The 21,246-nt window shown below is 69.7% G+C and carries 18 protein-coding genes; 8 read left to right on the top strand and 10 right to left on the bottom strand.

Going from position 1 to position 21,246, the window contains the following annotated elements:
• Window positions 1-934: 934 nt before the first annotated feature.
• The 7 genes from ABD716_RS13345 to ABD716_RS13375 form a co-directional block, all read right to left on the bottom strand.
• Window positions 935-1,306 (bottom strand): hypothetical protein, encoded by a 372-nt coding sequence (locus tag ABD716_RS13345; protein ID WP_344777669.1) that lies wholly within the window; start codon window positions 1,304-1,306, stop codon window positions 935-937.
• On the bottom strand, window positions 1,299-1,559 hold the full coding sequence (locus ABD716_RS13350) for a hypothetical protein (RefSeq protein ID WP_344777671.1): 261 nt from the start codon (window positions 1,557-1,559) through the stop codon (window positions 1,299-1,301). The genes ABD716_RS13345 and ABD716_RS13350 overlap by 8 nt, the downstream gene beginning before the upstream one ends.
• 283 nt (window positions 1,560-1,842) lie before the next feature.
• On the bottom strand, window positions 1,843-2,745 hold the full coding sequence (locus ABD716_RS13355) for a major capsid protein (RefSeq protein ID WP_344777673.1): 903 nt from the start codon (window positions 2,743-2,745) through the stop codon (window positions 1,843-1,845).
• Between the two features lie 495 nt (window positions 2,746-3,240).
• Window positions 3,241-4,143: a hypothetical protein gene (locus ABD716_RS13360; RefSeq protein WP_344777675.1), complete on the bottom strand. Its 903-nt coding sequence runs from the start codon at window positions 4,141-4,143 to the stop codon at window positions 3,241-3,243.
• Window positions 4,144-4,417: 274 nt separating this feature from the next.
• Entirely contained in the window at window positions 4,418-5,191 is a 774-nt protein-coding gene (locus tag ABD716_RS13365) for a hypothetical protein (protein ID WP_344777676.1), read from the bottom strand.
• A 145-nt stretch (window positions 5,192-5,336) separates the two neighbouring features.
• On the bottom strand, window positions 5,337-5,588 hold the full coding sequence (locus ABD716_RS13370; protein WP_344777678.1) for a hypothetical protein: 252 nt from the start codon (window positions 5,586-5,588) through the stop codon (window positions 5,337-5,339).
• A gap of 398 nt (window positions 5,589-5,986) precedes the next feature.
• Window positions 5,987-7,531, bottom strand: coding sequence for a recombinase family protein (locus ABD716_RS13375; RefSeq protein WP_344777680.1), 1,545 nt, complete (start codon window positions 7,529-7,531; stop codon window positions 5,987-5,989).
• Between the two features lie 208 nt (window positions 7,532-7,739).
• Between ABD716_RS13375 and ABD716_RS13380 the strand changes: the two genes are divergently transcribed.
• The gene (locus tag ABD716_RS13380) at window positions 7,740-8,978 is read left to right on the top strand and encodes a serine/threonine-protein kinase (protein WP_344777682.1); all 1,239 of its coding nucleotides are present in this window, start codon (window positions 7,740-7,742) and stop codon (window positions 8,976-8,978) included.
• Here the strand turns inward: ABD716_RS13380 and sucB are convergent.
• The 3 genes from sucB to ABD716_RS13395 are packed head-to-tail and all read right to left on the bottom strand — an operon-like array spanning window position 8,975 to window position 13,312.
• A complete protein-coding gene (sucB, locus tag ABD716_RS13385; RefSeq protein ID WP_344777684.1) occupies window positions 8,975-10,369 on the bottom strand; it encodes a 2-oxoglutarate dehydrogenase, E2 component, dihydrolipoamide succinyltransferase in 1,395 nt (464 codons plus the stop codon). The genes ABD716_RS13380 and sucB overlap by 4 nt on opposite strands.
• Before the next feature lie 55 nt (window positions 10,370-10,424).
• Complete coding sequence (lpdA, locus tag ABD716_RS13390) at window positions 10,425-11,798, bottom strand: dihydrolipoyl dehydrogenase (RefSeq protein WP_344777685.1); 1,374 nt, start codon at window positions 11,796-11,798, stop codon at window positions 10,425-10,427.
• A 17-nt stretch (window positions 11,799-11,815) separates the two neighbouring features.
• On the bottom strand, window positions 11,816-13,312 hold the full coding sequence (locus ABD716_RS13395; protein WP_344777687.1) for a leucyl aminopeptidase: 1,497 nt from the start codon (window positions 13,310-13,312) through the stop codon (window positions 11,816-11,818).
• A 91-nt stretch (window positions 13,313-13,403) separates the two neighbouring features.
• Here ABD716_RS13395 and ABD716_RS13400 point away from each other — a divergent pair, with 91 nt between their 5' ends.
• From ABD716_RS13400 to ABD716_RS13430, 7 genes are all read left to right on the top strand, one after another.
• Window positions 13,404-14,339: a proteasome assembly chaperone family protein gene (locus ABD716_RS13400; RefSeq protein WP_344777689.1), complete on the top strand. Its 936-nt coding sequence runs from the start codon at window positions 13,404-13,406 to the stop codon at window positions 14,337-14,339.
• Window positions 14,340-15,659, top strand: a complete 1,320-nt coding sequence (locus tag ABD716_RS13405) for an MFS transporter (protein ID WP_344777691.1) — start codon at window positions 14,340-14,342, stop codon at window positions 15,657-15,659.
• Window positions 15,660-15,807: 148 nt separating this feature from the next.
• The gene (locus ABD716_RS13410) at window positions 15,808-17,130 is read left to right on the top strand and encodes an RNA polymerase sigma factor (RefSeq protein ID WP_344777693.1); all 1,323 of its coding nucleotides are present in this window, start codon (window positions 15,808-15,810) and stop codon (window positions 17,128-17,130) included.
• A gap of 4 nt (window positions 17,131-17,134) precedes the next feature.
• Entirely contained in the window at window positions 17,135-18,421 is a 1,287-nt protein-coding gene (locus tag ABD716_RS13415) for a Mur ligase family protein (RefSeq protein WP_344777695.1), read from the top strand.
• Window positions 18,418-19,158 (top strand): type 1 glutamine amidotransferase, encoded by a 741-nt coding sequence (locus ABD716_RS13420; RefSeq protein WP_344777697.1) that lies wholly within the window; start codon window positions 18,418-18,420, stop codon window positions 19,156-19,158. The genes ABD716_RS13415 and ABD716_RS13420 overlap by 4 nt, the downstream gene beginning before the upstream one ends.
• Window positions 19,155-20,117 (top strand): alanine racemase, encoded by a 963-nt coding sequence (locus tag ABD716_RS13425; RefSeq protein WP_344777699.1) that lies wholly within the window; start codon window positions 19,155-19,157, stop codon window positions 20,115-20,117. The genes ABD716_RS13420 and ABD716_RS13425 overlap by 4 nt, the downstream gene beginning before the upstream one ends.
• Window positions 20,114-21,211, top strand: coding sequence for an alanine racemase (locus tag ABD716_RS13430; protein WP_344777701.1), 1,098 nt, complete (start codon window positions 20,114-20,116; stop codon window positions 21,209-21,211). Before ABD716_RS13425 ends, ABD716_RS13430 begins: the two co-directional genes overlap by 4 nt.
• Window positions 21,212-21,246 lie beyond the last annotated feature (35 nt).

The raw sequence follows: 21,246 nt of genomic DNA on the forward strand, positions 1-21,246 counted from the left end.
AGCGTGAACCTGCCAAGGGTGAATACCGGCTCTCGGTGGTCGGGTTGCTTCCAATGCCGCGACGTGAGGGTGACGGCGTGACGGTTCAGGGCTCGGATTGCGCGCTGTTGCACGCGCGTCGGTGCGGGGAACATTGGTCTCCTGTGGGCACGATGGGTGAAGTGCTCGAATATCTGTGCTAATGCCGGGGCAAAGTCCCGAATCCGCGCGCTAGAGAGAGTGCTATGCCGTATCGATCCTCACGCGACGGTGGGCTAGGGCTCGCGGGGTCGCGGCGCTCAGCGCGCGCTCGTCGGTGTTCTGCTCGATGTGCTCGCGGATCGAATCGCTGTTCGTTCTCGTGTCTGTATCTCGCACGCGCACACGTCGACCGCGCGACACGTTGGCCTCGCCGCTGTCGCCCGGCCGCGGCCCGGCTCGTCGTGTCCGCGTCGGTGCGGTCTCGTCTTTGCCGATCTTTCCCGCTCAGCGCCGCGCCGGGGTGTTGCTGATAGGAGGGTGCTCGTCACCCGTGCGGGCCGTCTCGGTTTGGTTGCGGGCGTGTTTCGTTCAGGCAGCGGGGCGCGCCGTCACCGGGCGAGGTAGCCGCAGGGCACGGCCGTACTCATCGAGGTGAATTCGGGTGTCGAGGTCGGGCCAGGGCCACGGGGTTACGCGGCGGTCGGCCGCTCGTGAGAGGTAGACGAATCCGCCCCGTAGACGGCCTTCGGCAGCGGCTCGACTGAACGCGTCCCCGTGTTGGCGCGAACGCTCGCCGGCGGCCGCGCGAGCGCGCTGTGAGGCTGTCAGCGTCATTCGGCCGGCCCCTCGGTGTCGGGTGCCTGTTCGGCCGATGTGCTGAGCACCTGTGCCAGTGCCCGCCTGTCGTCGTAGGCGGCGGGTAGGTGGCGCTGTGTGTAGTGGAACAGACGCTCACGGTCGTGTCGTTGAAGCATCATGAGCGCCCGCCGTGTCGCTGTGCCGCGCGTGCGACAGCGACCGCATCGAACGGCGGTCGACTGTCAGGCGTCGGATTTCCGGGGCCGGTCACGGGTGCCAAGTTCGGCGTCGGGGCAACGGCATCCGCGGGTGCGCCCTGTGCAGTGCGGGAAATCTGACTGAGCAGCGTTGCTTGCTCTTTAAGTTCAGCAGCGGTTGCCCCGGTGAGGAACTGGCGCGCGCCATCGGGAAGCTCGAACTTCTCGACATACACGTCTGCAAGCTGCCCCAGTGCCGTTGAGAAGTCGTCGCCCTCGGTGGTCGGCGTCGGCGTCGGTGCGGCCTCAGCGGTCGGCTGAGCGTCGTCTACGGGTGCCAGGTCAGTCATTCAACACCCCCTCACGGCGGGCGTTCTCGATCAGGTCGAGCGCCGCGGGGATGATGTCGCCTGTAGGGGCGATGCCCTGCCGCCGCAGCGCAGCGCGGCCGTGCGTTACCGCGAGCAGCGCGGCGGCGGCCGTCTCGCGGTCGGTGCTCGCCTCTGCGGCCACGGCGTCGATGTATGTCTGTCCCAGTCGGTTGCTGAACGCGGTCGTCTTGCTCGTCTTGCCTGCGGGCGGTCGCTTGGGGGTGTGCTTCACTTGCGGGTCTCCTGGTCGTTCGCGGAGGGGTCGCGGCAGTTGCGGCCGCGGGGCGCTCAGCCCTGGCAGCGTCGGGCCGCGCCGGGCGCTGTTCAGCAGGCCGCGATGGGCGCGGGCCGTGACGCTGGCGAAGCGGATTCGGTTCCTCCGCGGCATTGGTCTCCTGAGGGTGTGTAAACGAGCGACGCCCCTGCCGTGTGAGAGGTCACGGGCAGGGGCGTCGAAGGGTTCCGCCGGGCTCGGGAACGGCATCTGACCCGAGCCCGGCGGAGCATGGAAGGGGTTAGGAGCCGCTGACTACGTGAACGACGCCCGCACCCGGATTGAGCGTGACGGTGCCGTTCTCGTCGTCGTGGGCGAGCGGTAGCGCCGATGCGCCAACGAGCGCCTGAACCAGCGAGATGTCAGCGCCGATGCTCGGGTTGAACGCGCGGATGTAGCTCAGCGCGAAGCCGGTCTGAGGCTCGACAATCGACGCGCCGAACGGAGCGCCGTCGGGGATCGCCGGGGCGCGCACGACGAGTGCGAACGCCTCCGGCACGTAGAACGCGAGCTCACCCGCGGCCAGTCGGTTGCTCTCGATGACGTTGAAGCCACGGACGCGGCCCTGAGCATCGAACAGCGGCTGAGTGGTCGTGTTGTTGTCGAGCAGCGCGCCGTACACGTCCGGGGCGACGGCGGCGTACATCGTTGCGCCCGCCGGAACACCATTAGCGCGCAGCTTCGTGCGGGCGGCGCTGAACGCGGCCTGGGGCGTGGCCTCGGCGTAGGTGATCGTTGTATCGGCGTCGGCCGCCTGAAGCGCCGCGACGGCCGTGCGCTCGACGTACTTGGCGACGGCCTCGGCCTGAGGCACGAGCACCTGGGATGCGAAGTTCTCGATGTTTAGCGACAGGTCGGCAACGCTGAGCGCGATGTCGCTGTAGGCGTTCGTGCTGAGGGTGACCGGAATGAGATTTTCCTGAAGCGTGCCGATGGTCAGGGTGGTCGTCACGTCGCCGGCATCCTTCGTGCCGACGGCAGGAGCGCCGGGGACGCGGATGCTGACGGTCGAGCCGACGCCGGGGAAGAAGTCGTTTGCAACGTTCTTGTAGAACGTGTTCGCGACGTTGAGGTCAGAGCCGACGAGGGCAGCGGCAACGGCCGCGATCTTGCCCGCCTCGGCGGTTTCAAAAGTGTTCGCCATGATGGCCTTTCGATAGGTGCGGATGTTGGGGGAGAAGCGGCACCTGTGCCACGTGTCGCCCCTCGGCACCTGTGCCGTGGGCGTGAAGTGAGTTAGACGCCGATGGCGTCGAGGTGACGACGGCGCGGCCCGTGCGCCTGGCACGGTCGGGATGTCGTCGGCAGGGTGCAGACGTGGCCGCCACATGCAGGAGCAGCGGCCACGCCTATCAGGAGGCCGGGCCATGAGCAACCCGGCGCGTTCCCACCCTGAGGGAACTAACCAAGGGCCCCACCTTCTACCGAAAGGCCCTCATTGGTTGACGTTTAAAACAGCGCCGCCATCTTGGCGTTGGTGACGCGGGCGCAGGCGCAGCGGCGGCGTGTAAACACTCACCAATTTTTGGCGTCACGTTGGGGATGATGGGTTATTTACTGTTACCCCTAAAGGTATGCTTGCTTATAGGCAGAATAGGAAATAAGGGGTGCACCCCAACGTGACGCCATTTATTGCTATCTAGACGGCAGCCTCTGCCCGCGCCGACAGCACCGGCAACGGCGGCACCGTCCAGAAATGTATGGTCGCGCTGCCGTTCGGGCGGTCGTAGGGGTAAAGCAGCGTGTCGAGCAGGCTGGCGACGGTGCGCCATCCTCGGATGCTCTGCCCGCGTAGGGGGAGCAGGCGCGACAGCTCGGCGTCGTCGTCTCGCGCCTTCAGGAGTGTCGCCACGACGTGAGCCTTGTCTACGCGGGCGCCCGGACGGCGCTCGGCCAGTCTCAGCAGCGGCGGCAGCAGCGCCCGACGGATCGCCGCGGGCCGTGCCAGGTCGTCGCGGTCGCGCTGTGCGCTCTTGCGGGCACTGTCGCTGAGGGCCGTCCCTGAGCGCGTTGCTACGGACTCGGCAGCGACATCGGGCAGGTAGTCGAGCGCACCCCGGATGCACGAGCAGGCGTAACGCTCTGCCCGGCCGTCGTCGGCCACCGACAGCCAGCCTGCCAACGAGTTGAAGTGTTCCTGTGCGCCTTCGCGCGGGGCAATTGTGGCGCGCATGTGGGCCAGCAGCGCCGGGGCCAGCTTGGCCGCGGTCGTGGGGGAGTAGCGCTCACCTGAGCCGAGAGGGCGCGCGACCAGGTGACGTGCGCCCATGTCATCGAAGTACACGGCCACGTCGAGAAGTTCGGCCAGTGCGCCGACGGTGTAAACGCGGGCCAGCGCCGGGGCGTGCGCGAATTCGTAGGTGCGGCCAGCGACATCCTCGCGGCGCAGGAACGACGCGCCCGGCTTCAGGTCGGGCTCTCCCCACGTGCCCCCACGCCCGGCGCGGGGAGCCCGGTAGGTCTCGACTTCATATCGGGGAGTAGCGGCCAGCCTGTCGGCGGCGGGTGACGGTGTGGTGTGTTCGGCTACGGCGGCGGTCATGCGTGACCCCGCCGCGGTGGGGAAGCTCTCATGAGTATCCGATCAGTCGGGCACCCAGCACTGTGCGCCCCGTGGGCGCGATGAAACAGGCGAGTGCAGGTGAGATGTTTAACGCGGCAGGACGGGGCCGCAGAACGGCGCTTTCGCCTCGGTGGCAGGGTGCGGATACGGCAGAATCCCCCACGCCCGTAGACGTGGGGGACAACTGTTGCCGTAGCCGGGACACCACTCCCGTTGAGCCGAAACGGAGAATTTGCGCTCACCTGTAGGCGACTCAAACAACGAGGGCGTAGCGGTCGGCGTTGCGTCGGCGGACGACGGGCGACATCGGGCACGAGCGCGGGGCCAGCATCCGCGCCCACTCGCGTTCGGACATGCCCCGGTGGCGCTCGCGTGCCGCCTCGGTCGCGCCCTGTAGAACGCTCTCGTCGGTCTCGACGGGCGTCGTGTCGGCTGTCGTGTCGGCGTCGAGGGACACGGGGGTACGCCGGTCCAGGGCCGCCTCTACGGTCTCGACATCGAGCAGCATCGACAGGTAGGCCAGCGTATCGGGGCGCAGCGCCCACGCCCCCGTGCGCGTCTCGTCAAGCGCCGCCGTCGTCGGCATCGACATGAACGAGTCGACTGTGACGGCCACAGCGCCGAACTTGTTGCGCGCCGTGCCGCTGTCGTCATCGTCAGCGACGTTGCGCCCATTCGCGGCTCGGAACACGTCGGCGGGAAGCGCACGGAATACGTGCCCGTCGACCACGGGGTAACGGGGGATTCGGCTCGCCTCGGCCGCCTCGGCCCGTAGCCGCTCGCGCAGCGCCGCGACGCCCTCGGCCCCAAGTGCGGCCGTCAGGCGGTCGAGCGGCGTTAGCTCGGTCGGCACATCGACGCGGGGCGCGACGGTGCCCCGCTCACGTCGGCGCGCCTCACGGTTACGGCGTCGGTTGCGCTCGCGTGCGCACGCCGGCCCGCACGTCTGACGCCGGTTCTGCGGCGCGGAGATGTAGATCGGGCCGCCGCACTCTGAGCACGGATTCTCTTGCAGGTAGGTGGGCATGGTTCTCCCTCGGTCGGTGTGGTGTCGTCGCCCCACGGCAAGGGGCTGTGAGTGGCAGTCGGCCGGAGTCGATGCCGCGGCCCGCGGAACGGCTAGGGCCGCTCACCTGTCGTGCACTGGCGAGCGGCCCTAGGTTGAGGTCGAGCTACGCCGGTACGGCCTCGGATGCGGCGTGCGCGACCGTCATCTCGTGCCACCACTCACCCGCGGGGCAGAACGTCTCGATGTCGTCGGCGTGGCCATTCGACAGCGCGGCCGTGCCGTCGGCATTCACGGCAACGTCGAGCAGGCAGTCGCCCCCTGGCACAGCCAGCACGGCACCGACGGTGACCCCGTGTGCGTTCGGCGTCGTCAGCGAGGCGAGCAACGGGGCCGGCGTCGGAGTCGAGCGCGGCACGTGCCGACACGAGCCGGTCGATGGCGTGACCGAGCGCCGCTGAACGGCCGTCGCGACCCTGCGTGCCCGTGTAGCGGTCGAGAGTCAGGCTCGCGTCATACGCCGTCCCCGCGTCGCGGATCGCAGCGTTTACATGGCTAAGGGCGTGCGCCGCCATCGTGGTAGCTCTAGTATGGGCGGTTTCGGTAATGAGGTCGGCGTCATCTACGTGGTTCATACGGTGTCCGACCTGTGCGGATGGCCGCGCGTGCCGCGTACTCCACTACGACCCTCTAAATCGTTGATATGGAGCCGAACGCCGAATCTATGAGCACGTACTGTACCGACTACATAATACGGCCCCGTTTACACGTCCGGCAGCGTCGCTATCTGTGTAAACGGGGCCATATCACGCACGGCTACCTAGGGCCGCTCGAATACTCCGTAGGATCGTTGTAGTCGGGAATGTAGGGGTCACCGTGGTCGGCCGTCCAATCGACCTGTACGCGGTCGGTGTCGAAGCCGCGGCCACGCTTGCCCGGCAGTACCGTGACGCCCTGCACAGCGCCGGACAGGAGCCAAGCGCGGCGGTCGGGCTGACGTTCCCAAAGCTCGGCTACGGACATGCCTAGGGGAGTGCGGATGTACTCGACACGGGCCGGGGCTGACTTCAGCTCGGCGGAACGGGCGTGCAGCACGTTGAGCCTGTCAAGCACCTTCAGTTGGTCGGCGTCGGGGTCGCGTAGCTCGTCTAGCGTCGCCTGAATCGCGGCCTCAACCTCCGCAAGCTGCGCGGGGTCGGTGCCGACTGTCGTCTCCGTGACTTCGACGGCGGGGATACGGCCGTAATCGGCCAGGAACTGCCCCGTGATGTAGTCCTCTAACTTCGATGCCGTGGCGCGGGTGTTGACCTTGCATTCCTTGCCCTGCCCGGCCGCTGAGCAGACGTACACCGAGCCGTCAACGCGGGTGCCGTCGGCCAGCTTGCGGGTCATGTTGTTTCGGTACATGGCCGCGCCGCAGGTGCAATAGACGAGCCCGCTGAGAAGCCCTGTGCGCTTGTCCCGACGCTTGGGAGCCGTCGTCTGTGCAGTTGCTCTAGACCGGGTGCGAACGTCACTGAAACGGGCGCGGAGCGCCTGCCAGTCGGCCAGTGACACGAGCGGTTCCCACGGCGCGACAGGGTTGCCGTCGTCCCCGTAGATCGGTGCCCCGTCCTTGGTCACCCGGCCAAGTAGCGCGTGCCCCGTGAGGATCATCTGAACGGCGGTCGGTGACCAGCGCGGGGCCCGACGCGGCGGGATGACGGGGGAGCGGTTCAACCAGCGCACGGCGTCCGTGAGCGACCAGTCGTGACGGAGAACCCCGTCAACGATGTGAAGCAAGACCGCTTGCTCAGCGCCGTCGGGCACTAGGGCCTTGTGGTCGGGCATCGTGGGGTGATCGGCAACTCGGTAGCCCCAGGGGACAGTGCCGCCATGAAAGAAACCATCGTCGATGGCCTTGGCGCGGGATGACTTGACGCGGATAGACGTGTTCTCAGCTTCGATTCGCGCAATCTCCGACAGGATGCTCGCGATCATTGGGAACGTCGTTTGAGTCGTGTTGAGCCCGTCCTGTAGCGCGTAGAAGTGCCGCGTGTACTTGCCCCTCACTCGGCTCTCTTCGAGGGCGTCGAGCAGGTCGGCAACGGCGCGCAGACCCATGCGAGACCAGCGATCGAACTTCCATACGGCCAGGATGTCGATGGAGCCGTCACGAAGCATGGCTAGGGCGCGGTCGGCGTTGGCCCGGCGCTTGCGGCCAGAGATTCCGTCGTCTTCGAGCGTGTCGACAACCTGCCAGTTCTCGGCCTTGGCGAGTGCTTGCAGGTCGGCCTTCTGGCGGTCGATGGAAGTTGACGAGTCATCGGACTTGCTCAGTCGGACGTAGAGCAGTGCCCTCTTGGGTGCCGTGGTTGTCATGCAATCAACAATAGGGCGGTTAGCACAGAACCGTGACGCGGTACTCGATCATTCGAAGGATTTCCCGTCGTCGGTGTTCTGAAGTTGTGGTTACACCCTATGTCGCCGCGCGATCTTGGCCAGCACAGGGCACGGGGGCGGCGCAGCTGTCCACTTCTGCGGGGTGTGGCCCGGCGGTGCGCTTGTCGGCCCCATCAGGATCGAGGGTATGACGGATGCCACCGCCGAGCTCTCGGCGACCTCGTTCGGGCGCCGCGCGGCGGCGCTCCTCGCCGCCTCGAGCGAGCACCTGCCCCGCGTGCTCGATGTGACGGTGCTGGGGGAGCGGCACGAGCTCCTCCTCGAGGAGGTGACGGGGCCGACGCTCGGCGCGCTCCTCGCCGGGCGCCGCCGTCTGTCACCTGGCGAGGCGGTGACCACCGTCATCGGCGCCGCTCGCGCGGTCGCTGCGCTGCATGCGGCGGGCTATTGCGGCGTGTCGCTCGCAGAAGACACTTTGCGCTTCGACGGCGACGGCCGCCCGGTCGTGCTCGGCCTCGACCGTCTGAACGAGACGGTGCTGGCGGGCGCCCAAGGCATGGCGAACGATTGGCGCGAACTCGCCGCCCTCGCCGACCGGCTCGGGCTCATCGCGCACGGCCGCGCAGCCGGGGCGCTCGGGCCCGCGCACGTGGGCCTCGGGCTGGCGCTTGCGACGCTTACCGCGGGCGAGAGCGAGCAGAGTGTCGATCGGCTGGAAGAGGCGCTGTTCGATCTCGCCGAGCCGGAACCTGTGCGGCTCGAGGTGGCAGGGCCCGCCGAGCGCGCAGCGTCGCCGCTGACCGTGCGGCGGCACGGTGCGGCGCACCGCCGCCCGAGCAGCTCGGTGCTCCTCGAGGCGTTCGACGCAGGGCCGGCGGCTCTGCTCGCCGGGCCCGTCGCGGACGTGCGGAAGCGCGCCGGCGCGCTGCTCGCCCGGCTGCACGGAAGGGCGCGGCTTCTCGCCATCGCCTGCGGCGCGGCGGCCGCGCTGACGTGCGCTGCCGTCGTCCTGCTCCCCGACGGCGCGTCAACACGCAGCGCGCCAACGGCGACGCCGGGAACGCCGAGCGCGACCGCCGACGAGAGCGCCGCCGCGACTGCGTCCCCGACTCCCTCTGCGGACCCCGAGCTTCAGGCGGACGACCCCGTCGCTGCCACCCCCGTGCTGCTCGCCCGAAGAGACCACTGCCTCACCCTGAGCGCCCGCGAGCAGGCGAGGTGTCTCGCCGACGTCGCCGACGGTCAGGCATCCGATCTGTCGCGGCCTGCGCGCCCGCTCGCCGGGCTCGCCCCGTCGCTTCTCGAGCGCTCGGGCGACTCTGCGCTCATCGCTCTCACGCCGAGCGACCGCAGAACGCAACCGGCCTCGGCCCTGCTGATGAGGACCGAGGCCGGTTGGAGGCTGAGACAGCTCTATGAGAACTAGATGCCGAGGTCGCCCTCGAACGCCGCCTCTTCGAGGCGCGCCTTGACCGCGCCGAGGTAGCGCGCCGCGTCGGCGCCGGCGATCGTGCGGTGGTCGTACGACAGGGCGAGGTACACGATCGAGCGGATCGCGATGACGTCCTGGCCGTCGGCCTTGATCACCGTCGGCTCCTTGACGACGATGCCCGTGCCGAGGATCGCCGACTGGGGCAGGAAGACGACCGGCGTGTCGAACAGAGCGCCGCGCGACCCGGTGTTGGTCAGGGTGAAGGTGCCCCCGGCCAGCTCGTCGGGCTTCAGCTTGTTCTCACGCGTGCGCCCGGCGAGATCGGCGATCTGCGCGGCCAGGCCCGCGATGTCGAGCGAGCTGGCGTCCTTGATGACCGGCGTGAGCAGGCCGCGTTCGGTGTCGACCGCGATCGCCAGGTTCTCGGTGGCCGGGTAGTTGATCGTCTCGCCGTCGAAGGTGGAGTTGATGATCGGGTAGACCTGCAGGGCCTCGAGCGCCGCCTTCGCGAAGAAGGGCAGGAAGGACAGCTTGTTGCCGGTCTTCGCCTGGAAGTCGGCCTTCACCCGGTCGCGCAGAGCAGCGACCTTGGTGACGTCGACCTTCACGACGGTCGTCAGCTGGGCGGTCTGCTGCATCGACTCGACGGCACGCTGCGACATGACCTTGGTGAGGCGGGATGCCTGCACCGAGGTGCCGCGCAGCGGTGAGACCTCGAGGGGTGCCGGAGCCGCGGGAGCAGCGGGCGCTGCCGCGCCCGCGCCGGAGGCGGCGTTGAGCACGTCCTCCTTGCGGATGCGGCCGCCGACGCCGGTGCCCGTGACCGAGCCCAGGTCGACACCCTGCTCGCTGGCGATCTTGCGCACGATCGGAGTCACATAGCCGCTGCCGGCGTGGGAGCCACCTGCGGCGGGGGCGGGGGCCGGCGCGGGAGCGGCGGGCTGCGGGGCCGCGGCGGGCTCAGGCGCTGCTGCGGGCGTCGCGGCGGCGGGCTGCGGCGCAGGTGCCGGGGCGGGAGCGGGGGCCGGTGCGGCCGCGGGGGCCGGTGCGGGCTCAGGAGCCGGCGCCGGTGCGGGCTCGGGGGCGGCGACGGGCTCAGGAGCGGCGGCAGGCGCCTCAGGGGCCTCGGCCGGGGCGGCGGCACCGCTGCCGTCGCCGATCGTCACGAGGGCGGTGCCGACCTCGACCGTCTCATCCTCCTGCACGAGGATCGCCTCGATCACGCCGGCGACCGGCGAGGGGATCTCGGTGTCGACCTTGTCGGTCGACACCTCCAGCAGGGGCTCATCGACTTCGACGCGGTCGCCGACGTTCTTGAGCCAGCGGGTAACCGTGCCTTCTGTGACACTCTCGCCGAGTGCCGGGAGGCTGACGGATTCGCTCATGAGACTGTCTCCTTAGACCTTCAGTTGAGAACTAGCTTATTGCCACGTTGTGGGCTCACAGTGCGTGCAGCGGCTTGCCCGCGAGCTTGAGGAATGCCTCGCCGAGCGCCTCGTTCTGCGTCGGGTGGGCATGGATGAAGGGCGCGACGTCCTCGGGGTACGCGTCCCAGCCGACGGCGAGCTGAGCCTCGCCGATGAGCTCGCCCACCCGCGCGCCAATCAGGTGGACTCCGACGACGGCGCCGCCGGTCACGCGCACCATCTTCACGACGCCGTTGGTGCCCAGGATCTCGCTGCGCGCGTTTCCGGAGAGGCTGTATTCGTACGACGAGATCGCGCTCGCACCGTATCGCGCCACGGCAGCCGCCTCGGTGAGCCCGACCGACGCGACCTCGGGGCTGCAGTACGCCACACGCGGAATGAGCGCGTCGTCGATCGCGACGGGCGAGAGCCCGGCGATCTCCTCGGCGACGAACACGCCGTGCTGGAATCCGCGGTGGGCGAGCTGCGGCCCGGCGACGACGTCGCCGACGGCGTACACGCCGGGCACGGATGTCCGCAGCCGATCGTCCGTGACCACGAAACCGCCATCGAGCTGCACGCCGATGTCTTCGAGCCCGAGCCCCGCGGTCACGGGGCCGCGGCCGATCGCGACGAGCAGAAGCTCCGCCTCGATGGAGTCGCCGTTCTCAAGGACGAGCTGCACGCCGGCGTCCGTCTGCTCGACGCCGCGCAGCGGCACACCGAGGCGGAAGTCGATCTCGCGGCGCCGGAAAGCGCGCTCGAGCCCCTTGCTGATCGCCTCGTCTTCGGCGGGAAGCAGGTGGGGCAGGGCCTCGACGATGGTGACCTCGGCGCCGAACGACCGCCAGAGGCTCGCGAACTCGACCCCGATCACCCCGCCGCCGAGGACGACGACGCTGCGGGGGATGCTGTCGAGCCGCAGCGCCTCGTCACTCGTGATCACCCGCCCGCCGAGCTCGAGACCCGGCAGACGGCGCGGGGAAGCTCCCGTGGCGAGGACGACGTTGCGGCCCGTGTAGACCTCGGCGCCGACGGCGACCGACGTGGGGGAGACGAGCCGCCCCTCGCCTTCCACCACCGTGATGCCGCGTGCCCCGATGAGGCTCTGCAGACCCTTGAACTTCCGAGCCACCACGCTGTCGCGGTAGGTGGCGAGACGCTCGGCGTCGACGCCCTCCGTGCTGACGAGGACGCCGTACTTCTCTGCCTCACGAGCGGCGTCGGCGACCTCTGCGCTGTGCAGCAGAGCCTTCGTCGGAACGCACCCCCGATGCAGGCAGGTGCCGCCGACCTTGTCCTTCTCGATCACAGCGACGCGCGAGCCGAGCTCGGCGGCGCGCAGTGCTGCGGCGTAGCCCCCGCTGCCGCCGCCGAGGACGACGAGGTCGAAGGTGTGGTCTGCCACGGCAGGCGACTCTAGCGTCACGCCTTTGCGCCGGCGGCGAGGCGTTCCGCGTGGCGCACGAGCAGGCGCACGGCCACGCCCGTTCCGCCCTTGCCGGTGAACCCGTACGCGCCGCCCTTGTTCTCCTCTGAGCCGGCGATGTCGAGGTGCGCCCACGGAATGCGGGCGGCGTCGTCGCCGTCGGCCTGCGCACCGACGAACTCGCGCAGGAAGATTCCGGCGAGCAGCATGCCGCCGGCGGGGACGCCGGGGTTCGCATTGGCGATGTCGGCGAGGCCGGAGTTGATCGTGGCGCGCAGCTCATCAGGCAGCGGCATCGGCCAGAACAGCTCGCCGGTCTCGGCCGCGGCTTCCCGCAGCTCGGCGACGAGCTCGTCGTCGCCCATCACCGCGGAATAGCGCACGCCGAGGGCCGTGACCTTGGCTCCGGTCAACGTCGCGACGTCGATGATCTGGTCGGGCTGCTCCTCGCTCGCCGCGACGAGGCCGTCGGCCATCACGAGACGTCCTTCGGCATCGGTGTTGAGCACCTCGACCGTCTTCCCGCCGCGAATGCGCAGCACGTCGCCCGGGCGGATCGCGGTGCCCGACGGCATGTTCTCGGCGAGGCAGAGCCAGGCCGTGACCCGCACCGGCAGCTGCAGCTCGGCGACGGCGCGCAGTGCTGCGAGCGCGACGGCCGCACCCGTCATGTCGCCCTTCATGCCGATCATTCCCGTCGGCGGCTTGAGCGACAGGCCGCCGGAGTCGAAGGTGATGCCCTTGCCGACGAGCGCGACGTGCGCCGCCGCGCCGTCGGGCGCGTAGCTCAGCTTTGCGAGGCGCGGCGGCCGGCTCGAGCCCTGACCGACGCCGAGGATGCCCCCGAAGCCCTCATCGGCGAGCGCCTGCTCGTCCCACACTCGCACGTCGACCGGCAGGTGGCCGACCGCCTCTTGGGCCGCGTGCACGAACGTCTCGGGGTAGAGGTCGAGCGGCGGCTGATTGAAGAGGTCCTTCACGAGGGCGACGGCCGAGGCCTCCACCTTGGCACGGGCGACAGCGGCAGAGGCATCCGTCACGCCGCTCACCACCTGGATGCGCTCGACCGGCGCCTTCTGCGCGGCCTTGCTCGCGAAGCGGTACGCGTCGTAGGCGTACGACCCCAACGCCGCGCCCGTCAGCACGGCGGGCAGCAGCGCGTCGTCGTCGGTGAGCGCGAGGGCGACGGATGCCGCGCCGGCCAGCTGGCGGACGGCCGAGCCTGCCGCGCTCCTCAGGGTGTCGGCAGTGGCCTTCTTCCCGACGCCGATGACGGCGTAGGGCCGGCCGTCGACCGCGACGCGCGCCAGCTCGTCGGCGCCGCCGGTGAAGCCGATGAGCGGCAGCTGCGCGCTCACCGCCTCGGCCAGCTCGGGGGCCAGCAGGGGGGCCACAAGGGCGGGGCTGGGCTTGTCGGCCGTCGCGGCGAACACCAGGATCTCGGCGTCGGCGGCGGCCACCTCAGGAACAACGGTGAGCTCGGCTGCGGTCATGCCAGAACCTTATCGACCGCCTCTGGGGCTGTTCGCTCTCGGCATCACGACGCTCCCCGAGTCGCGTGCGCACCGCGAATAAAGTTGAAGGATGCGCAACCCCCGGGAACTTTACGAGCTCACCGCCGCCGCCATGGACGTGCCGGCCGGGCTGCCGCTCGTCGCCGGTCTCACCGGGTTCGCCGACGCCGGCGGGGCGGTGTCGCAGCTGGGCGCCTACACCCTCGAGAACCTGCCGCATCACGAGCTGGTCGCTCTGTTCGACAACGACATCCTGCTCGACTACCGGGCACGCCGGCCGACCATCCAGTTCGAGCAGGACCACCTGACCGAGTACGCGCCGCCGAAGCTCGCGCTCTACCTCGTCGACGACGAGGTCGGCCGCCCGTTCCTGTTCCTGCACGGCTACGAGCCCGACTTCGAATGGGAAGCGTTCAGTGCCGCGGTCGTCGGCCTCGTCGAGACCCTCGAGGTGGCGAGCACGACGTGGGTGCATGCCATCCCGATGCCGGTGCCTCATACACGACCGCTGTCGGTCACCGTCAGCGGCAACAACGCCGAGCTCATCGAGCAGCTGTCGGTGTGGCGCCCGCGAACGCAGGCGCCGGCGACCGCGATGCACCTGATCGAGTACCGCCTCACCGAGCGGAACCACCCGACGACGGGCTTCATCGTTCTTGTCCCGCACTATCTCGGCGACACCGAGTACCCGGCGGCGCTCATCACCGCATTGCAGAGCATCGCCGCGTCGACCGGGCTCGTCTTCCCGACGGACTTCCTGCGCGCCGATGACAACGACTTCATCGCCAACATCAATGAGCAGGTGCAGAGCAACGCCGAGCTCGAGCGCCTCGTCGGCGCCCTCGAAGAGCGTCACGACACCTATATGCAGGACAACCCGGTGAAGCGCGGCATGGGGGATGCCGGGAACCTGCCGACCGCTGACGAGATCGCGGCCGAGCTCGAGCAGTTCCTGGCGCACCAGCGCCGTCACGGCAACGACGACGCAGGCGATAGCCTTGACTGAGTGAGCCGCCGCGGAGCCCTGGTCTATGCGACCGGGCTCGTCGCGTATCTGGTGGCGATCACGCAGCGCACCACCATCGGCGTCGCCGGCGTCTCGGCGACAGAGCGCTTCCACGCGAATGCCGCGGTGCTGTCGATGCTCGCGGTGCTGCAGCTCGTCGTCTACGCGGGCGCGCAGATCCCCTTCGGCGTGCTCCTCGACCGCTTCGGCCCGCGCCGCATGATGATCGGCGGCCTCGGGCTCATGGCCGTCGGGCAGATCGTCGTGGCGCTTTCGCCGAACATCGGCGATGCGATCGTGGGGCGGGTCTTCGTCGGCGCCGGTGACGCGACGATCTTCCTCTCGGTCATCCGGCTCGTCAGCTCCTGGTTCCCCGGGCCGACCGTGCCGGTGGCCGTCCAATGGGTCAGCAACGCCGGCCAGCTCGGCCAGGTCCTCTCCGCCGTGCCGTTCGCTGCGCTGCTGCACGAACAGGGGTGGACTCCCGCGTTCCTCTCCGCGGCCGGCTTCGTCGTTCTCGGCCTCGTGCTCGTCTCGATCCTGGTCGTCGACCGGCCCGCGGACGCGCAGGAGGGGCCGCGCCCCGAGAGCTGGACCCAGTCGCTGCGCCAACTGGGCGAGAGCCTGCGCCGCCCCGGCACGCAGCTCGGGTTCTGGTCGCACTTCGTGACGATGAGCCCCATGACGATGTTCACGCTGATGTGGGGCCTGCCGTATCTCGTCTTCGGCCTCGGGTACCCGCGGTCCGAGGCATCCGTTCTGCTCGTCGTCCCCGTGATCGCGGGAATGGTCGTCGGCCCGTTCCTCGGCGTGCTCACCGGGCGCCATCCTCTGCGCCGCTCGAACATCGTCCTCATGGTCGTCGGGGCGATGGCGGTGATCTGGGCGGTCATGCTGCTCTGGCCCGGCAGGCCGCCCCTAGCCGTCGTGCTCGTCATGCTCGTGCTGATCGGCGTCGGCGGCCCCGGCTCGGCGGTCGGCTTCGACTTCGCCCGCACCTCGAACCCCTTGCACGCGCTCGGCTCGGCCAACGGAGTCGTGAACGTCGGCGGCTTCAGCGCGAGCTTCGTCATGATCTACGTGATCGGCTCACTGCTCGACCTCGCGAACTCGCATTTCGGGCAGCCGCTGTACTCGCTGTCGTCCTTCCGGGTGGCGTTCCTCATCGTCTTCGTGGTGCTCGGCGTCGGCACCGTCGGCGTCATCCGCTCGCGGCGCCGCACGCGCCGGCGGATGTTGGACGAAGAGGGAATACGCGTGGCCCCGATCTGGGTTGCATTCAATGACGCTTGGGCCCGTCGGAAGGCTGCGCGAGGCTGATGCTCGGCACCCGGGGCCTGTGTCATACTTGAACTTCAGGACCCGTTCATGTTCGCGGGGCGCCAGCTGAATGACAGCGGCGTCGTCACCACCCGGACTTGACATGGGCCTTTGTAATGTCCGCAATACGGACGGAAGGTGGACCACCATGGCTCCCAAGACCGCCGCACCCGAGGCTCCCGAGGTCGAAGAGACCGCCCCTGCCAAGAAGCCGGCCGCGCGCAAGACCGCCGCCAAGAAGACCGGCGCCGCGAAGACGGCGACGGCCACGAAGCGCGCCAGCACCAAGAAGGCCGCCGCGACCGACGAGGTCGGCGAGGACGAGGCCGTCGATGAGGAGCTCGAAGACGGCGACGTCGTCGAGGCCGAGGCGGACGCCGAGACCGCGGCCGACACCGACACCGCTGCGAGCACCGAGGAGGGCGAGGAGTCCGAGGACACGGAGGGCAAGCCGGCCGCTCCTGAGATGACCGAGCCGCTGCCCACCGGCGCCATCGTGCTGCGCGCAGCCGACGAGGACGACGAGGTCCCCGTCTACTCGACGACCATCACGGGCGCCACTGCGGACCCCGTCAAGGACTACCTCAAGCAGATCGGAAAGGTCGCGCTGCTCAACGCCGAGCAGGAGGTCGAGCTCGCGATGCGCATCGAGGCCGGGCTGTTCGCCGAAGAGAAGCTCTCGCACATGGACGACAAGGAGAAGCGCACCCAGCTGGGTCGCGAGCTCTCCTGGGTCGCTCGCGACGGCCAGCGCGCCAAGAGCCACCTGCTCGGCGCGAACCTGCGACTCGTCGTCTCGCTCGCCAAGCGCTACACCGGCCGCGGCATGCAGTTCCTCGACCTGATCCAGGAAGGGAACCTCGGCCTCATCCGCGCGGTCGAGAAGTTCGACTACACCAAGGGCTTCAAGTTCTCGACGTACGCCACGTGGTGGATCCGCCAGGCGATCACCCGCGCCATGGCCGACCAGGCGCGCACGATCCGTATTCCGGTGCACATGGTCGAGGTCATCAACAAACTCGCCCGCGTGCAGCGCCAGATGCTGCAGGACCTGGGCCGCGAGCCCACGCCCGAAGAGCTGAGCCGCGAGCTCGACATGACGCCCGAGAAGGTCGTCGAGGTGCAGAAGTACGGCCGCGAGCCGATCTCGCTGCACACCCCGCTCGGCGAAGACGGCGACAGCGAGTTCGGCGACCTCATCGAGGACACCGAGGCGGTCGTGCCGGCCGACGCCGTGGGCTTCACGATGCTGCAGAAGCAGCTCGAGAGCCTGCTCGACTCGCTCTCCGAGCGCGAGGCGGGCGTCATCCGCATGCGCTTCGGCCTCGGCGACGGCCAGCCGAAGACGCTCGACCAGATCGGCGACACCTTCGGCGTGACCCGCGAGCGGATCCGCCAGATCGAGTCGAAGACCATGGCCAAGCTGCGTCACCCGTCGCGGTCGCAGTCGCTGCGCGACTACCTCGAGTAAGCCGGTGCGCTTCAAGCTCGTCCTGCCGATCCTGCTCGGCAAGCTCCTGCGCGTCGTGACGCGGCTACGCGGCGGCGGCTCCGCCTTCCCGGGCTGGTTCGTGATGAAGCTCGCGCCGAACTTCATCGACGACGTCATCGGGCAGCTGTCGCACGGCGTGGTCGTCGTGCTGGGCTCCAACGGCAAATCGACGACGACGAACATGGTGACGGGGATCGCCCGCGCCCATGGCCTCAAGGTGTTCACCAACCCGAGCGGCGCGAACATGCCCCAGGGTGTGGCCTCGTCGCTGCTCGGCCAGGTGTCGCTGACCGGGAAGCTGCCGCACGACATCGGCATCATCGAGGTCGACGAGGCATACGGCAAGGTGATCTGCCGTGCCCTGAAGCCCCGCGCCGCCGTGATCCTGAACGTGCAGATCGACCAGATCTACCGTCTCTTCGAGCCCGAGCGCGTCGCCGGCATGTTCCGCGACATCGCGGCGGAGGTGACCGAGACGATCGTGCTGAACCGCGAGGACAACTTCCTCTCGACGCTCGGCGACCGGCTCGCCGACGAGGGTCGGCTGACGGTCGAGTGGTTCGGCACGGCGCCCGCCGTGCTCGAGTCCGCGCCGCACGGCCTGGTGGTGGCGCGCGACTACGCGAACGAGGGCGCGCCGCGCGCGCTGCGCGAGGTGACCGCCGAGGTCGTGGCCTTCGAAGGGGCGACCACCGAGATCTCCTTCCGCGGCGAGGCGCACAGCATCCGGCTGTCTGCGCGCGGCCTGCACAACGCGGTGGATGCCGCAGGCGCGCTGACCCTGTCGGAGGCCGCTCTCGGCGCCGAGTTCTCGCTGGACGAAGCCGTCACCGCGCTGCAGAGCATGAAGACGGTCTATGGCCGTGGCGAGACCATCACGGTCGGCGACCGCGAGGTCGAGATCCTGCTGATGAAGTCGCTCGCGAGCCTGCAGATGAACCTCGACGCGCTCGACGGCACGCCCGACTCGGTCATGATCGCGTTCGACGAGCACAGCCGCGATCCGTCCTGGCTCTACGCAGCCGACCTGTCGGCGCTGCACCGCGTCGACTACGTCTCGGGCCCCAAGGCCGTCTTCATCGGGTTGCGTCTGCACTACGCGGGCGTTCCGTACGACCACGTCGAGACGTCGACAGAGAAGGCGCTGCAGGCGATGCTCGACGGCCCCCGCCCGGCATCCGGTCGCCACACGCTGATCCTCGACTACGACCAGATGATGCTGGCCCGCAAGTACCTGGGCTACCGCGACCTGGAGGCCGGAGCCGCATGAGTGCGCTGACCCTGCTCGAGCTCTACCCGGGCCACCTCATGATGAACGGCGACATGGGCAACGCCGCGGTGCTGAAGCGCCGTGCCGAGCTCGCGGGCCTTGGCCTGGTCGTCGTCGGCCACGAGCCCGGAGAGCCGCTGCCCGACGACGTCGACTTCGTGTCGATCGGCACCGGGCCGACCTCGGCCCAGGCCGTCGTGGGCAGCGACCTGCCCGTGATCGGCCCGCAGCTGCGTGCCTGGGCCGACGCGGGCGTCGCGATGATCGCCGTGAACGCGGGCTTCCACCTGCTCGGCCGTTCCCTGACTCTTCCCGACGGCACCCGCATCGAGGGTGCCGGCGTGTTCGCGACGACCACGCAGCCCCGTGCCGAGCGAACGGTGACCGACGCGTTCGTCGTCGACTCCGAGATCGCGGGCCGCCTCGTGGGTGTCGAGAACCAGGCCGTCTCGGTCACTCTGCACGATCAGCGCCCGCTCGGGCGCGTGGTCACCGGCCGCGGTGACGACGGAAAGGTCGAGGGAGCGATCAGCGGGAACGCGATCGGCACGCACCTCCACGGCCCCGTGCTCGCGCTCAACCCCGCGCTCGCCGACCACCTGCTCACGGTCGCGACGGCGCGACGCGGCGAGAAGTACGAGACCGGCGCGGCCCATGCCGAGATCGACGCCGTCGCGCGTCAGGCGCGCGAGCACCTCGTGCGCGGCATCGGCGTCGCTGTGGACGCCGCCGCATGACGCGGCCCGTCCCGTTCCGCCAGGCTGAGATCGACCTCGAGGTGCTGGCCGCCAACGTCGCCCAATTCCGCGAGCTGACCGGCGCGCCGCTTTTCGCCGATGTCGGGGCGGATGCCTGGGGGCACGGCCTCGACGTCGTGGTCCCTGCGCTCGTCGGCCTCGGCGCGCAGGCCCTCGTCGTCGCGCGTCTCGACGAGGCCGAGCGCGTTCGCGCACTCGCGCCCGAGTCGCTCATCGTCACCACCCAGCACGCCGCCGACGACGACTTCCGCCGTGCGGCGCAGCTGGGAGTCGCGCCACGCGTGCACTCGCTCGCCGAGTACGAGCGCGCCGCCGACGGCGGTGTGACGGGAGTCGTGCTGGCGGAGGAGACGGGCGAGGGCCGCCCCGGCCTCGCGCCCGCCGAGCTCGATGACGCCCGCACCGACGCGGCGCTGCGAGGGATTGCGGCGATCACGGATTCCGCGTTCCCCGTCGTGGGCGCCGAGCTCTTCGGCGTCAGCGAGGACGACGGCGAGCCGGCGCCCGACTTCCGCCCGGTGATGCGCCTGTGGGCGCCGATCGCCGCGACGAAGCGCGTCGGCGCCGACGAGGGCGTGAGCTACGGCTACACGTATCGCACTCGCAGCGAATCGACGCTGGCTCTCGTGACGCTCGGCTACGCCGACGGCATCTCGCGCGCCGCGGGCAATCGGGTGGAGGCATCCGTCGGCGGTGCCCGCCACGAGATCGCGGGGCGCGTCGCCATGGACGCGTTCATGCTCGATCTGGGCGACGTCGTCGCCCCGCCGCTCGGCACAGAGGTGACCGTGCTCGGCGACGCACGCCGGGGTGAGCCGACTGCGCACGAGCACGCGCGGAGACTGGGCACCCACAGCGCCGAGATCACCACCAGGCTGAGCGCGCGGCCGCTGCGGTATGCAGCCGGAACCGACACGACCGCGGGGGAGAGGCAGTGACCGCACCGCTCGTCGAAGCCGTCATCGACCTCGGCGCGCTCGACAAGAACATCACCCATCTGCGTCGCACCGTCGCACCCGCCGAGCTCATGGTCGTCGTCAAGGCCGATGCCTACGGGCACGGGCGCGTGCCCGTCGCCCGCCAGGCGGTCGCGAGCGGCATCCGGTCGATCGGCGCACTCGACCTCGACACCGCCCTCGAGCTGCGGGCCTCCGGCATCGGCGACGACGTCACCGTGCTGTCGTGGCTCTATCCGCCCGGGCAGGATTTCACAGAGGCGATCCGCGCGCGCGTCGACCTCGGCGTCTCGAGCCTCGCCGAGCTCACCGAGGTGACGGATGCCTCGCGGCGCCTCGCCGGCGCAGAAGGCTTCGTGCCCCCGCGCCTGCACCTGAAGCTCGACACGGGGCTGCACCGCAATGGCGCGACCGCTGCGGACTGGCCGGCGCTCGTCACGGCGGCCGTCGCCGCCGAGCGTGACGGCCTCGTGCGCACCTTCGCCGCGTGGACCCATATCGCCGAGGCCTCTGAGGACGAGGACACACGTGCCCTCCAGCGCTTCCTCGACGGCGTCGCGGTCGCCCGCGAGCTCGGCGCCTCGATCGACGTGCGGCACCTCGCCGCGAGCTCGGCGGGCCTGCGCCGCGAGGACGTGCGCCTCGACCTGGTGCGGATGGGCGGCCACTGCTGGGGCATCCCCTCGTTCGACGGCGTCACCCCGAGCGAGATCGGCCTCATTCCCGTGATGACGCTGCGGGCTCAGGTGCTCGCCGTGCGCGAGCTCGGCGACGAGCACGCCGAGGCCTTCGTGAGCGCCGGCTACGGCGACGGCGTTCCGAGGAACGTCGCGGGGACCTGCTCGGTCGCGGTGCGCGGCGTGCAGCATCCGATCACCCGGGTCGAACGCGACCACCTCGTCATCGCAGTCATGCCCGGCACCGAGCTCGCACAGGGCGACCCGGCCGTGCTGTTCGGCACCGGCGCCGAGGGGGAGCAGACGGTGCGCCAGTGGGGCGACCGATCGGGCACTCTCGGCGACGAGATCACGACGCGCATCGCGGCGCGCGTTCCGAGGCGCTACCTCGAGGCATAGAGGCATAGAGAAAGGGCCAGGCGGATACCGCCTGG

It is taken from the genome of Gryllotalpicola kribbensis (assembly GCF_039538245.1).
In the GTDB taxonomy this organism is placed as follows: Bacteria; Actinomycetota; Actinomycetes; order Actinomycetales; family Microbacteriaceae; genus Gryllotalpicola; species Gryllotalpicola kribbensis.

Bases quoted from the DNA above. Each gene is read 5' to 3' on its own strand.
- ABD716_RS13360 (WP_344777675.1), bottom strand. From the start codon at position 4,143: ATGACCGCCGCCGTAGCCGAACACACCACACCGTCACCCGCCGCCGAC.
- ABD716_RS13345 (WP_344777669.1), bottom strand. From the start codon at position 1,306: ATGACTGACCTGGCACCCGTAGACGACGCTCAGCCGACCGCTGAGGCC.
- ABD716_RS13365 (WP_344777676.1), bottom strand. From the start codon at position 5,191: ATGCCCACCTACCTGCAAGAGAATCCGTGCTCAGAGTGCGGCGGCCCG.
- ABD716_RS13395 (WP_344777687.1), bottom strand. From the start codon at position 13,312: ATGACCGCAGCCGAGCTCACCGTTGTTCCTGAGGTGGCCGCCGCCGAC.
- sucB (WP_344777684.1), bottom strand. From the start codon at position 10,369: ATGAGCGAATCCGTCAGCCTCCCGGCACTCGGCGAGAGTGTCACAGAA.
- ABD716_RS13410 (WP_344777693.1), top strand. From the start codon at position 15,808: ATGGCTCCCAAGACCGCCGCACCCGAGGCTCCCGAGGTCGAAGAGACC.
- ABD716_RS13355 (WP_344777673.1), bottom strand. From the start codon at position 2,745: ATGGCGAACACTTTTGAAACCGCCGAGGCGGGCAAGATCGCGGCCGTT.
- ABD716_RS13425 (WP_344777699.1), top strand. From the start codon at position 19,155: ATGACGCGGCCCGTCCCGTTCCGCCAGGCTGAGATCGACCTCGAGGTG.
- ABD716_RS13380 (WP_344777682.1), top strand. From the start codon at position 7,740: ATGACGGATGCCACCGCCGAGCTCTCGGCGACCTCGTTCGGGCGCCGC.
- ABD716_RS13375 (WP_344777680.1), bottom strand. From the start codon at position 7,531: ATGACAACCACGGCACCCAAGAGGGCACTGCTCTACGTCCGACTGAGC.
- ABD716_RS13420 (WP_344777697.1), top strand. From the start codon at position 18,418: ATGAGTGCGCTGACCCTGCTCGAGCTCTACCCGGGCCACCTCATGATG.
- ABD716_RS13400 (WP_344777689.1), top strand. From the start codon at position 13,404: ATGCGCAACCCCCGGGAACTTTACGAGCTCACCGCCGCCGCCATGGAC.